The sequence below is a fragment of the Pseudomonas sp. RA_15y_Pfl2_54 genome (assembly GCF_963971015.1).
Classification (GTDB): Bacteria; Pseudomonadota; Gammaproteobacteria; order Pseudomonadales; family Pseudomonadaceae; genus Aquipseudomonas; species Aquipseudomonas baetica_A.
Window position 1 is genome coordinate 25,719 of record NZ_CAXAPN010000045.1, and the last position, 13,389, is coordinate 39,107.

The window sequence follows — 13,389 nt, forward strand, 5'->3', positions numbered from 1 at the left end:
TGACCCGTGCGCCGGTGTACCGGCTCTCCCCTGTTTTGGATGGCCTGGGCTTAAGGATAGTTGGGAATTCGGGAGGTAAAGGCGAGATACGTAATTATGTGTGGCAGACCGTTTGTCTGCCCAGCGCGGGCCCACGGCAGCCGGGGCTCGCGCCTGACAAAAAAATTATTGCGCGCAGCCTTGAGCGGTTTCTGCAGGATAAGTCGTACGCCATAGCTCGAAGCCGCCGTCCATGCTGTAGACGTCGGAGAAGCCCTGGCTGATCAGGTACGCTGCTGCGCTCTGGCTGGAATTACCGTGATAGCAGACCACTACCAGCGGTGCGTCGAGGTCGGCGTTACGGATGAAATCGGCGATGGAATGGTTGTCCATATGTTGGGAGCCGGCAATGTGCAGCGCGGCGTAGGTTTGCGGGTCGCGGACGTCGATCACGACGGCGCCTTTCTCGCGCAGGGCCTGGGCCTGTTCCGGGGGGATTCGTTTGACTTCGCTCATGGCGGGTTCCTGTAGCTCGGCTGAATACGCAGTCTAGCGTGGTGTGCTGACTGGCGAGGTGTTGGGGGTAAGTGGTGCGACTGACGGCAGGACGCCACCGTGTTCGTCGCATTTGCATGACAGGCGTTCACCGCTGTCGACGTTCATCAGGGTCAGGCTGCCACCCCACACGCAACCGGTGTCGAGCGCTGCGATGCCCGGTTCGCTGACCTGGCCTTCGAGGGCGGCCCAGTGACCGAAGATGATCCGCAAGCCGAGGGTCTTGCGCTCCTTGTGCAGGAACCACGGTTTATAGCCCGGCGGTGCGGTATCGAGGCCTTCCTTGCTCTTGAGGTCAAGTTTGCCTTCGGCGGTGCAGAAACGCATGCGGGTGAAATAGTTGGTGATCACGCGCAGGCGAGGCACACCTTGCAGGTCGCTGTCCCATTTTGCCGGCTCGTTGCCGTACATGCCGTCGAGATAAAGCGGCAGCAGATTATCGTCACGCAGCGCCGCTTCGGCTTCGGCGGCCAGCTTCAAGGCTTTGCGCAGCGACCATTGCGGCGGTATGCCGGCATGCACCATGGCGACGTCACGTTGTTCGTCGTAGTGCATGAGCTTTTGCTGGCGCAGCCACTCAAGCAAGTCGGCGGCGTCGGGTGCGTCGAGAATCTCGCGCAGGGTGTCGGATTTCTTCAGGCGTTCGATGTTTTTTGCGGCGGCCAGCAGGTGCAGGTCATGATTGCCGAGCACACAGACCAGTGACTCGCGCATGCCATATAGAAATCGCAGGGTTTGCAGCGACTGCGGGCCGCGGTTGACCAGGTCACCTGCCAGCCACAGCCGATCGATCGCCGGATCGAACGCGACCTGCTTGAGCAGGCACTTGAGCGGTTCGAGGCAGCCCTGCAGGTCGCCGACGGCATACGTGGCCATCAGTGCAGCGCTCCGGGAGCGGCGAGAAGAAAGGGTTTGATGATCGCGTCGAAATGCTTGCCGTCGTCGGCGACCATTTCGTAGGTGCCTTGCATGGTGCCAACCTTGGTGGTCATTACCGTGCCGCTGCTGTAGGTGTGGCTTTCGCCTGCATCGATCAACGGTTGCTGACCCACGACACCTGCACCGCGCACTTCTTCGACGTGCCCGTCTCCGTCGGTGATGACCCAGTGTCGCGACATCAGTCGCGCCGGCTTGTCGCCGTTGTTCTGTACGGTGATGGTGTAGGCGAAGGCAAAGCGGTCGTGCTCGGGTTGCGATTGGTCTGCCAGATAGTGGGTAACCACGCTGACATCGACCTGGTAACGGGAATCGGACATGCAAAAGGCCTTAAACGAAGCGGAACGCGGGGCGTAGCTGATGGGGAATCAGTCTAGGCAAGTATCGGGCAGTAAACCAGAGTGGCGTCCTGCCCGATAGCGTTCATCACTTGTCAGTCGGCGGCGGGCGTCTCTGGGGCTTGCTCGCTGAGCTTGTCGGCCAGGCGCACGAAGGCGGCCAGATCCAGTTGCTCGGGGCGCAGGCTGCCATCGACACCGGCGGCTTCGATCTCGGCAGACGTCATCAATTGCTTGAGCGTGTTGCGCAGGGTCTTGCGGCGCTGGTTGAAGGCTTCGCGAACAACGCGCTCCAGCAGGCGATGATCCTTGGCCGGGTGCGGCAGTACCGCGTGCGGGACCAGACGGACGATAGCCGAGTCGACTTTCGGCGGTGGGTTGAACGCTCCCGGGCCGACGTTGAACAGGTGTTCCACGCGGCAGTGGTACTGAACCATGATCGACAGGCGACCCCAATCACCGCCACCAGGACCCGCTGCCAGGCGCTCGACAACTTCCTTTTGCAGCATGAAGTGCATGTCGCGAATGATGCCGGCGTTGCTCAGCAGGTGGAAAATCAGTGGCGTAGAGATGTTGTAAGGCAGGTTGCCGACTACGCGCAGGCTGTTCGGCGCGGCGTTGAGCGTATTGAAGTCGAACTTCAGCGCATCGCCTTGATGCAGGTTGAAGTTGCTCTTGCCGGCGAACTGCTGGTTGAGGATCGGGATCAGGTCCTTGTCCAGCTCCACGACGTCAAGTTGTGCGCCGGAGTTGAGCAGGCCGGCGGTCAGCGCGCCCTGGCCCGGGCCGATTTCCAGCAGGCGGTCTTCGGACTTGGCGCTGATGGAGCGCAGGATGCGGTCGATAACGCCGGCATCGTGCAGGAAGTTCTGGCCAAAGCGTTTGCGCGCCTTGTGTTGGTATTGCTCGGTCATAAACGGGTCTCGGCCATCTGGTAGGCGGTTTCCAGGGCGACTTGCAGGCTGCCGGTATCGATCTTGCCGCTGCCGGCCAGATCCAGGGCGGTGCCGTGGTCGACCGAAGTGCGGATGATCGGCAGGCCGAGGGTCACGTTGACGGCGGCGCCGAAGCCTTTGTACTTCAGCACGGGCAAGCCCTGGTCGTGGTACATCGCCAGCACTGCGTCGCAGTGCTCCAGATATTTGGGGGTAAACAGAGTGTCGGCAGGCAGCGGGCCACGAAGGTCCATGCCCTCGCCGCGCAGGCGCTCTAATGTGGGTTCGATGATGTCGATTTCTTCATGGCCCAGGTGTCCGCCTTCACCGGCGTGCGGGTTGAGCCCGCACACCAGAATGCGTGGCCGGGCGATGCCGAATTTGTCTTGCAGGTCGGCGTGCAGAATCCGCGTGACCCGCTCCAGCCGTTGCGGCGTGATCGCATCGGCAACCTCGCGCAGGGGCAGGTGAGTGGTGACCAGTGCCACGCGCAAACCGCGTGTGGCAAGCATCATCACCACTTGCGCGGTGTGGGTCAGATCGGCGAGAAATTCCGTGTGTCCGGAGAACGCGATGCCTGACTCATTGATCACGCCTTTGTGTACTGGCGCGGTGATCATCCCGGCGAATTCGCCGTTCAGGCAGCCATTGCCAGCGCGGGTCAGGGTTTCGAGGACGAAGGCCGCGTTGGCCTTGTCCAGTTGCCCGGTCACCACGGGGGCGCTGAGCGGCGTATCCCAGACGTAAAGGCTATGTTCAGGTGCGGGCGCATCCGGCCATTGACCGGGCGCAACATCCAGCAGATTGACGGCCAGCCCCAGCTGCGCGGCCCGCTCAAGGAGCAGGTCGCGGCTGGTGATGGCAATCAGGGGGTGTGGCTGGGCTTGCGAGGCGAGCAGCAGGCACAGGTCGGGACCGATGCCGGCTGGTTCGCCGGGTGTCAGCGCGAAACGCTTGGGTTTCACTGCGCTGCCTGGTCTGCACCAGGAAGTTTGATCTCTACGTACGCTTCGTCACGGATCTGACGCAGCCAGGTTTGCAGCTCTTCGTCGTATTTGCGATTACGCAATACCGTCATGGCTTGCTGCTCGCGGGCTTGTTCAGTGCTGTCAGTGGCGCGACGGCCAAGGACTTCCAGAACGTGCCAGCCGTATTGGGTCTTGAATGGCTTGGACAGCTGACCTTGAGGGGTCTTGGCCATTACTTCGCGGAATTCCGGAACCAGTACGTTCGGGTCGATCCAGTTCAGGTCGCCGCCGTTGAGGGCCGAACCCGGGTCTTCGGAGTAGCTTTTCGCCAGGGTGGCGAAATCTTCACCGGCCAGAATCCGCTCGTACAGCGATTGAACCAAGGCCTTGGTCTTGGCTTCGTCGCGGATCGGGCTTGGCTTGACCAGGATGTGGCGCACATGCACTTCATCGCGGGTTTGAGTTTCGCCACCACGCTTGGCCAGCAACTTCAGGATGATGAAGCCACCTGGCGTGCGTGCAGGCTGAGTCACGTCGCCGACGGCCATGCTGCTCAACTCGCGATCAAACGGAGGTGGCAACTGCGCGGCTTTACGCCAGCCCATGTCGCCGCCTTCCAGGGCGTTGTCGCTGGCGGATTTGGCGACGGCCAATTGACCGAAGTCGGCGCCTTGCTTGAGCTGCTGGTAAATCTCCATGGCCTGACGCGCGGCATTCTGAATCGCTTCAGAGTTGGCGCTTTCCGGGGTCGGAATCAGGATGTTGGCCAGGTGCAGTTCTTCGGACAATTGCATCTTGCCCAGGTCGGAGGCGAGGAAGTTCTTCACTTCCTGTTCCGACACCTGAATGCGTTCTGCTACACGGCGCTGACGTACACGGCTGATGATCATTTCGCGACGGATCTGGTCACGGGCGTCGTCGTAAGACAGGCCGTCGTGAGCCAGAGCAGCACGGAATTGATCCACCGTCATGTTGTTGCGCTGGGCAATGGTGCCAACAGCCTGGTTCAGTTCTTCATCGGTAATGCGGATACCGGAACGTTCGCCGATCTGCAATTGCAGGTTCTCGACGATCAGGCGTTCGAGCACCTGCTGATCCAGTACGCCTGGGGGCGGCAAACCGCCACCACGCTTGGCGATGGTCTGCTGAACTTCGTGGACACGCTGATCCAGTTGGCTCTGCATGACCACGTCGCTGTCGACGATCGCTACCACTTTATCGATGGGCTGTACTGCAGCATTCGCCGCAGTACCCAGGAACAGCGCGCCCAGCACAAGCGGGCGCAGACAATCAGAAAGCTTGGTCTTCACGTTCACGATAACCTTGAATGCCTTTGTCGAGGAAGCTCTCTACCTTGGCGCCAGTGAGGCCACCGAGTCCCTTCAGAACAATTTGGAGGAAGACGCCATGGTCGCCTTTTTCGTTTTCCGGTGCGTTCTGACTGAACTCGTCATAGGAAACCCAGTAACGGTTGATCAGGCGCAGTTTCCAGCAGCAGTTGTCGTACTCGAAACCACCGAAGGCTTCCAGGGTACGGTTACGGTTGTAGTCATACTGCCAGCGGCTGATGGCGTTCCACTGCGGCACGATCGGCCAGATCACCGAGAAGTCGTGCTGCTTGATTTTGTAGTAGTCCTTCACGTAGCCAGGCTGGCCTGGAGTGCCGTAGTCACCACCACCCACCGACCATTTACCGGTGTTCTGGTCGTAGCGAACCTGGTCATTGCGATAGCGATAGCCGGCGTTGATGACCTTGTTCGGGTTGTCTTCAGGCTGGTAGTGGAACATTGCACTGCCGGAACGTGGGCTGCGGCTGTCCGGATCCCAGTTGTAATCGGCCGTGGTGCGCCAATCACGGTTCCAGCGGTATTCGTATTCCAGTGCATATGGCGAAACGTTGGATTTCGCGTCATCACGGGTTTTTGCATCGATGCCTGGCAATTGGACTTCGCGATCCTTGAAGTACAGGGCCTGGCCGACGCTGATGCGTTGACGCTCGAAGCCATTGTCTTCGATCCAGCGGCTGGTTACGCCCAGCGACAGTTTGTTCTCGTCGCCGACACGGTCGGAGCCGGAGAAACGGTTGTCACGGAACAGCGACGCGTAGTTGAAGGTGTATTCGCTGGTGTCGAACACCGGAATGTCCTTCTGATCTTCCTCAGGAACGTAGAGGTAGAACAGGCGCGGTTCCAGGGTCTGGCGGTAGTTCTTGCCAAAGAACGACGTGTTACGGTCGAAGTACAGGCCGCTGTCGATGCTGGCGATTGGCACGCCGCGGTTCTGGTTGCTACCGAATTTTCCGTAGAGGTTCTGATTTTCCGGCGACATTGCAGCAATCTGGGATTTACCAGTACCGTCCAGATCCAATTGATACTGGGTGTACTGATACTTGAGCGATGGCTTTAAGAAGCCATAGGTCCAGTTCATTGGCAGACTTACACCGGGCTTCAGATTCAGACGGTCGCCGTTTGCACGGGCCAGACCTTGAATGTTGTTGTCCAGTCGAGGTTCTGTCGTAACGCCGTCTTCCTGAGTGAACGTCCCGCTTTTCAGATCACGATCAAACCGAACAAGCTCGGTCTCGTAATCGAAATTCAAACCTTGCGGGTGATACGGCAGCTGACCATTGAAGGTGATCTGCGGCAAACGATCATACGGCGTGATGTTCGAAACGGTTGCCAACTGATACGCCTGAGCGTTCAACCGCGCGGTATAGCTGTCACCACGATAGGTAACCGCGCCCTGCTGATTCACGTAGTCGCCGGATTTCACACCAATCTGATCGGTTTGCAGATCCTGGAAGTAATACGGATCGCTGATCTTGGTGTAGTCAACTTCAGTGAGCACGCGGGAGTCGAGACCGCCCTTGTGCTGCCAGTTGTACATGTATCGGGTTTTTTCGTAATCGGTCTGCTTGCTGCGTTCGGTGTCGTCATCGTTCAGGTACGCAGCGCCGAACTGGCCTTCGCTGGACTTGGTCAGATAACGGAACTCACCTTCCACCAACATGCCACGCTTGCTCATGTAGCGCGGATACAGCGTGGCGTCGTAGTTAGGCGCCAGGTTGAAGTAGTACGGCGTTACCAGCATGAAGCCAGTGTCGCTGCCGGTGCCGATGGTCGGCGGCAGGAAGCCCGACTGGCGACGGTCATCGATCGGGAAGTAGATGTACGGCGTGTACAGGATCGGAATGTCTTTGACGCGCAACGTCACGTTGGTCGCGGTACCGAAGCCGGTGGCCGGGTTCAGGGTGATGTTGTTGCCCTTGAGCTGCCAGGCGTTGCTGTTCGGTTCGCACGTGGTGTACGTGCCGTCCTTCAAGCGGATGATCGCGTTTTCGGCACGCTTGGCGTACAGCGCGTTACCGCGAATGCGCGATTTGTGCATCACGTATTCGGCGTTGTCGACCTTGGCTTCGCCAGTGTCGAGCTGCACATCGGCGTGGTCGCCAACGATCAGCGCGCCGTTGTCACGGATACGCACGTCGCCACTGAGCTCGGCGCGGCTCTCGGCCTGATACAGGCTGGCCTCGTCGGACTCGACCTGCATGCTGCCCTGACGCAGGACGACATCACCGGCCAGCGTACCGACTTGATCATCGGTGTTATAGCGAGAGGCTTTTGCGCCGATAAAGGTCGGAGCATCGCTTTTATTCGTCTTGTCATTCATGCCAGGACGAATCGGCTCGATATAAGCACCCGAGCAATATGGACCGGTCTCGGCCAATTGGGCGGCGGTGAGCTTCTCGCGCGCAACCCAGTCGAGGTGACTGAAGTCTTCGCTACGGGATTTCAAACCGCGGCCCTTGGCTTCGGTGACCAGCACGGGCTTGGCGCCAGTGTCGGTGGTCGAACCGTTCTGTGCCGGGGCTTCGCCGGTGGCGCTGACGGCACTGCCGTCATGCACCGGACGCGGCGGCAATGCAGCGGCCGGCGTCTTGGGCGAACAGTCCCAGGCACCCGTAGCCGATACAGAGCAGTCATACTGCTCGGCGGCGACAACGAATTGACTGGCCAGAGGTTGCATAGCCAGCAGACTGCCGGTTACCAACAACGGAAATTTTTTACGAAACGCGGGGGATTTCAATGCCATCTTATTAGTCCGGGCTTCCTGCGTGCCATCTGCCCGCGGTGTGGGCCGCACGCCTCTCGATGGTCTGAAAGTTGGGTAGGAGCAGACCATTTCTGGCCTGCTCCCCCCTAAAAACCGTACGTGCGCCTTTCAGCGCATACGGCTCAAGTCTCTACTTAACCCCCGAAATCGGGAGCCGGTTTGTTCACTGTTAGCCCACGAGCATGAAGCTGCTGGTGGCAAATGGGATGCAATAGTACCCGGTTGCTTAGCGAGTCACCACCGCCTTGTGAGCGATAAATGATGTGGTGGTCGTGCCACCCCGTCTCCCTGGTTATCGGGTTCTTGCACAGTAAACACAGACCTTTTTGCGATTGAAACAGGTTTGATACTTGTTTACGGTATTTCAGCTTCCCGAGCATCCGGGACATCCGCAGTTTCTCGCCCATTTCCTCCATCGAAGGATCGAACGGGTTGTACTCCCCGCTGATTTTTCTGTGCCTCTCGATCGGCGTAGCCTCAAGGGTGTATAGCCTGATCTCCTCTTTGTCCCCAGTCTCTGTCAGTAACGTGGTGCAGAACACCCAGTTTCGACCCTCGATGAGTTGGAAATACTTCTTCCTGATCCAGTCGAGGTTTTTGTTCGGGTGTCGCCGTTTTGCCCAGCGCCATAGCGCTTGGAATATTTGAAAGTCCATGCGGCTGTACGCCTTCTTGGCGACTACTGGCTGGTGATAGAACGCCCAGCCTCGCAGCATCGGGTTCAGCAATCGGATCAGATCCTCTTGCGTCACCGCTTTGTTGGTGCTGATGACCTCCTTGGCCTTGCGATAGAACGCTTTCACGTTTTTCTTGCTCGGCTTGATCAGAAGCTTCCCGCCGTACTTGCGGAAATTCCAACCCAGAAAGTCAAAGCCTTCATCTATATGGACGACATGGGTTTTCTCAGGGGATAACTGCAATCCGCGCACCGCGAGGAACTGCTCCACCCAAGGTTTGACTTCGCTATCGAGCACCTCTTTCGATTCGCCAGTGATCACAAAATCGTCCGCATATCGCACTACATTGATTTTCAGCTTCTTGGCCCGTGTCACGCCCAGATATCGCTTGAGCTGTGTTTCCAGGCCATCCAGCACCATGTTTGCCAAGGTCGGCGAGATAATCCCGCCTTGAGGTGTACCGGCATCCGTTGCCTGAAGCTGGCCTTTATGGATCACGCCTGCTTTCAACCATTTGCGAAGAACCATTTTGTCCGTAGGGACGTGGTGGATCAGCCAGTCGTGGTTGATATGGTCAAAGCAGCCCTTGATGTCCGCTTCCAAAACCCATTTGGCCGATAGCCTCTTGGACAGGCAAACGAACAACTGCCCCATCGCATCCGCCGTCGAGCGTTCGATCCTGAAGCCGTAGCTATTGGGATCACCCGTGGTTTCTGCGATGGGCGCCAGAGCAAGCAAGTACAACGCCTGCATTGCCCTGTCAGTCATGGTCGGGATGCCCAAAGGGCGCTCCTTTCCATTCGACTTTGGGATAAACACTCGCCGTAGCGGCCGAGGTTTATACCCGTGGCGCTTCAATCCATCTGCCGCTTTCCATTTGGCATCCGGTGTATCCCAGAGCACGCGGTCGACTCCCGCCGTGCGCTTACCCTGGTTTTCAGTGACTCGCCGTACGGCCAAGTATCTGGCCGAGCGTGAGCGGGTCAGCATCCGTTGCAAGGCTTTCACCCTGCGCCAGTTGCCTTCCCGACAAGCCTTCGCAATCCGTATCTGCATTGCCCGAACGTTCCGCTGAACGCGACACCAGTCGATGTCGTGCCATTGCTGCGGAACGTCGGAAGGCGCAGACACGGCCATTTGGCTGTGTTCTATCATGCTGCCTTCCTCTCAGATGACCCTGAGCAAAAGACGTACGCATCCCCTGATGAGGAGGGGCGCTCCCGTCAGGGTTGGACTATTGGAAGGTCCGGTATTTCTGGACCTCGAAGTTCATTGAAACAGGCTCAATCAGCATTCATGCGACGAAAGACCACGCAGAAGTCTGCCCGGTTTCCCGTGGGATAATGTTCCAATCCCTATCCGAACCATTACAGCCCGGCGTTCGCTTTCTCTGCGATCCCATACCCGCACAGCCAACAGTTCACCTTGCGGTTTGCCTGCCCGAAGGCAGCCATACGGGCTTACCACGTTCCCTGACTGTCACACGACTGGTTTAGGACCTGCCTTTTCGCCGGAGGCTTGTGCAGCGACGTATTCCCACATCCCACAGGAATATCTGGCCTCGTACCTTTTGGTTCATGCCTGACAGCAGTTTGGGCATGGTTATCCTTACGGCGTTTATCAGCAGTTCACTTACGTTGCCCTTGCCAGCCAGCCTAGCGCCTCAACCCGGTACTGCTCCGAGCATCCATGACTTGCCTCGCAGCAAGATCACGCCCTGACGGGGGCTACATTGTCGGAAGAGCTTCATACCCCACCGTTACCAGTGACGCATGTCTTCCTAGGCTATCGTTGGTCGCACAACGAGTCCGCTACTGTTCAGTGACTGCAACAGTTGGACAATGACAGACAGAACTTTCGCTCATGTCTCCAGTTGAAATGGACAAGGACCGTAGGAAAACGGCTTGTCTGGGTGATGTTCCCCCTATTTGCAGAAGGAGGAACCCCTGCGGGGATTCTTCCCGTCAGAGTAAGGCCATGGGGCCGATGTGATGAAGTAAGCACTCCCAGTCCGAAATCCGGACCATAACCACGCTTCCGAGTGCTAAGTGGTTTTGGGTTCGCTATTGCGCCGCAGCGACAACGAGTCTTTTTAAGCGAAGGACTCCTTGGGCGGTTTTGTTTCCCGAATTGGCTGCCGGGCTGTTGGTTCCTTTGCAAGAACCCTTCACGATGACTCCTCATCGCGAAGCTGGAGGCACGCTACGCGTGTCGCACAAGATGCTGGATAATAAAGCATGACCCGCTTGACGGCTAGCGCCGTCGGAGACCCTTGCAATGCCTGACCAAGATGTACGCTTGCAACACCTGAAACTTTGGCTCGATGAGCAGTTGGCAAACCTTTTTGCAGATCAGGGTTGGGGCGCCGTGCCCCCGGCCACGTTGACCGCGGCCAGTAGCGACGCGAGTTTTCGCCGTTACTTCCGTTGGGAGGGCGCGGGTCGCAGCTTCGTCGTCATGGACGCGCCGCCCCCCCAGGAAAACTGCAAACCGTTCGTGGATATCGCCTTTTTGCTGGCGAAATCCGGAATAAATGTGCCGAAAATTTATGCAGAAGACCTCGAACGCGGATTTCTTTTGCTCAATGACCTGGGCAACAAGACCTATCTGGACGTGATCGACACTGAAAATGCCGACGCATTGTTCAACGATGCCCTGCAAGCATTGCTGGCTTTTCAGCAGTTGCCGATGGTTGCGCCGTTGCCCAGTTATGACGTTGCTTTACTGCGCCGCGAGCTGGAACTGTTCCCTGAGTGGTACGTGAAGCGTGAACTCGGTGTCGAGTTCGATGCGACTCAGCAACAACAGTGGCAACGGGTCAGCGATCTGTTGATCAATAGCGCCCTGGCCCAGCCAAAAGTGCTGGTGCACCGCGACTACATGCCGCGCAATCTCATGCTCAGCGAGCCAAATCCCGGTGTGCTGGATTTCCAGGACGCGGTGTATGGCCCCGTGACCTACGACGTGACCTGTCTGTTCAAGGACGCCTTCCTCAGTTGGCCTGAAGAGCGCGTACGCGGATGGCTGGAACGTTACTGGCAGCAAGCCTCGGCGCTGAACATTCCGGTGCAGCCAGATCTTGATGACTTCCTGCGCGCCAGCGACCTGATGGGTGTGCAGCGTCACCTGAAAGTCATCGGCATCTTCGCGCGCATCTGCCATCGCGACGGCAAACCGCGTTATCTGGCCGATGTACCGCGCTTCTTCTCTTATATAGAGGCGGTGATCGCTCGTCGTCCTGAGCTGGCGGAACTGCAAGCGCTGTTCACCAGCCTGCGTGGTGGAGCGACGGCATGAAGGCAATGATTCTGGCGGCAGGCAAAGGTGAGCGCATGCGCCCGCTGACCCTGACCACGCCCAAACCGCTGGTGCGTGCCGGCGGCGTCCCGTTGATCGAATATCACCTGCGCGCCCTCGCGGCAGCCGGATTCAACGAGATCGTGATCAATCACGCCTGGCTGGGTCAGCAGATCGAGGATTACCTGGGTGATGGCTCGCAGTTTGGGGTGAGCATTCAGTACTCGCCGGAAGGCGAGCCGCTGGAAACCGGCGGCGGTATTTTCCGGGCGCTGCCGTTGCTCGGTGACGACGCGTTTCTGGTGGTCAACGGTGACATCTGGACCGATTACGACTTCAGCGTGCTGCACCAACCGATCCCCGGTCTGGCGCATCTGGTGCTGGCGGACAATCCGGCGCATCACCCGGCCGGTGATTTCTCACTGGTTGACGGACAAGTGATTGATGGCCAGGCGGATGCCGCGACGCTGACTTACAGCGGCATCGCCGTGCTCCATCCGCAACTGTTCGAGGGTTGTGCACACGGCGCCTTCAAACTGGCGCCGTTGCTGCGCAAGGCCATGTCTGAAGGCGAGGTTACTGGCGAGCGACTCAAGGGCCATTGGGTTGATGTCGGCACGCACGAGCGTCTGGCCGAAGCTCAAACCTTGATAGAAGCGAGTCGCTGATATGTTGTGGCCAGGGACTCTGATTGGAGCCGGAGCGGGTTTTGCTATCGCCAGCATTCCGGGGGCCATGCTTGGGGCGTTGTTGGGGCAGGCGCTGGATCGGCGCCTGCACTTGCAGAGCTGGGGGCATCTGCGGGAAAAACTCGGTGGTCGGTCGGTGTTGCGCAACGACGAATTGTTGTTTGTGTTGCTCGGGCGTCTGGCCAAGAGTGATGGCCGGGTTACGGACGGGCATATTCAGCAGGCGCGCAACGAGATGCGAGCGCTGGAAATGAGCGACCCGGCGATGCGTCGGGCGATTGCGGCGTTCAATCGCGGCAAGTCCGGCAGTGATCGTCTGCGCGGCTATCTTCGGCGTTTGAGTGCGCAGCCGCACGCGGCCGAAGGCGTATTGCGTGCGTGTTGGCGGATGGTCTGGGCCGACGGTCGAGCTGGCGTCAGTGAGCGGGAGTTGCTGGCGCAGTGGGGTAAATGGCTGGGCTGGACGACGCATCAGGTGCAGGCACTGGCCAGTGATTACGAGCCCGGCAAGCGGCCAATCGTCAGTGCGGCGGTGAGCTATCAGGAAGCGATGCGTCTGCTGGGTGTTTCGGTGTCCAGCGAGCCGGCGCAGATCAAACGGGCTTATCGACGTTTGCTCAGTCGGCATCATCCGGACAAGATTGCCGGCAGCGGTGCGACACCGGCACAGGTGCGTGAAGCGACCGAGAAAACCCGCGATTTGCACAACGCCTACACGTTGATTCGGGAACGGCGGGATTTTCGTTAGGCACTAGATGGGTGTTGTTAGCACTTGCCTCTTCGCGAGCAAGCCCGCTTGTATGGTAGGACTTGAAGGGAGGAGGAGGGACAAGGCTCGATTCTGACTGTTAGCGCAGTACAGACCGTGGGAGATTTCACCCTCCTCCTTTCACCCAAGCGCC

11 protein-coding genes are annotated in these 13,389 nt (G+C 58.7%); 3 read left to right on the forward strand and 8 right to left on the reverse strand.

The genetic code is table 11. The features are described from left to right. Positions 1–165: 165 nt before the first annotated feature. The 8 genes from glpE to ltrA form a co-directional block, all read right to left on the reverse strand. Entirely contained in the window at positions 166–495 is a 330-nt protein-coding gene (gene glpE, locus AACY50_RS26105; RefSeq protein WP_339433300.1) for a thiosulfate sulfurtransferase GlpE, read from the reverse strand. 33 nt (positions 496–528) lie between these two features. Next, entirely contained in the window at positions 529–1,410 is an 882-nt protein-coding gene (locus AACY50_RS26110) for a symmetrical bis(5'-nucleosyl)-tetraphosphatase (RefSeq protein ID WP_339433301.1), read from the reverse strand. Next, on the reverse strand, positions 1,410–1,790 hold the full coding sequence (apaG, locus tag AACY50_RS26115) for a Co2+/Mg2+ efflux protein ApaG (protein ID WP_339433302.1): 381 nt from the start codon (positions 1,788–1,790) through the stop codon (positions 1,410–1,412). The genes AACY50_RS26110 and apaG overlap by 1 nt, the downstream gene beginning before the upstream one ends. A 113-nt stretch (positions 1,791–1,903) precedes the next feature. After that, a complete protein-coding gene (gene rsmA / locus AACY50_RS26120) occupies positions 1,904–2,722 on the reverse strand; it encodes a 16S rRNA (adenine(1518)-N(6)/adenine(1519)-N(6))-dimethyltransferase RsmA (protein ID WP_339433303.1) in 819 nt (272 codons plus the stop codon). Continuing rightward, positions 2,719–3,708: a 4-hydroxythreonine-4-phosphate dehydrogenase PdxA gene (gene pdxA, locus AACY50_RS26125; protein WP_339433304.1), complete on the reverse strand. Its 990-nt coding sequence runs from the start codon at positions 3,706–3,708 to the stop codon at positions 2,719–2,721. Before pdxA ends, rsmA begins: the two co-directional genes overlap by 4 nt. Then, positions 3,705–5,021 (reverse strand): peptidylprolyl isomerase SurA, encoded by a 1,317-nt coding sequence (surA, locus tag AACY50_RS26130; RefSeq protein ID WP_401138670.1) that lies wholly within the window; start codon positions 5,019–5,021, stop codon positions 3,705–3,707. The genes pdxA and surA overlap by 4 nt, the downstream gene beginning before the upstream one ends. Then, positions 5,002–7,803 carry an LPS-assembly protein LptD gene (locus tag AACY50_RS26135; RefSeq protein WP_339433306.1) on the reverse strand — a complete coding sequence of 934 codons (2,802 nt, stop codon included), beginning with the start codon at positions 7,801–7,803 and terminating at the stop codon, positions 5,002–5,004. Before AACY50_RS26135 ends, surA begins: the two co-directional genes overlap by 20 nt. 155 nt (positions 7,804–7,958) lie before the next feature. Next, positions 7,959–9,656 carry a group II intron reverse transcriptase/maturase gene (gene ltrA, locus AACY50_RS26140; protein WP_057449615.1) on the reverse strand — a complete coding sequence of 566 codons (1,698 nt, stop codon included), beginning with the start codon at positions 9,654–9,656 and terminating at the stop codon, positions 7,959–7,961. Between the two features lie 1,122 nt (positions 9,657–10,778). Here ltrA and AACY50_RS26145 point away from each other — a divergent pair. The 3 genes from AACY50_RS26145 to AACY50_RS26155 are packed head-to-tail and all read left to right on the forward strand — an operon-like array spanning position 10,779 to position 13,235. Next, positions 10,779–11,798 carry an aminoglycoside phosphotransferase family protein gene (locus tag AACY50_RS26145; protein WP_339539497.1) on the forward strand — a complete coding sequence of 340 codons (1,020 nt, stop codon included), beginning with the start codon at positions 10,779–10,781 and terminating at the stop codon, positions 11,796–11,798. Then, on the forward strand, positions 11,795–12,466 hold the full coding sequence (murU, locus tag AACY50_RS26150; protein ID WP_339433308.1) for an N-acetylmuramate alpha-1-phosphate uridylyltransferase MurU: 672 nt from the start codon (positions 11,795–11,797) through the stop codon (positions 12,464–12,466). The genes AACY50_RS26145 and murU overlap by 4 nt, the downstream gene beginning before the upstream one ends. Position 12,467: 1 nt before the next feature. Next, a complete protein-coding gene (locus tag AACY50_RS26155; RefSeq protein ID WP_339433309.1) occupies positions 12,468–13,235 on the forward strand; it encodes a TerB family tellurite resistance protein in 768 nt (255 codons plus the stop codon). The last annotated feature ends 154 nt before the right edge of the window (positions 13,236–13,389 follow it).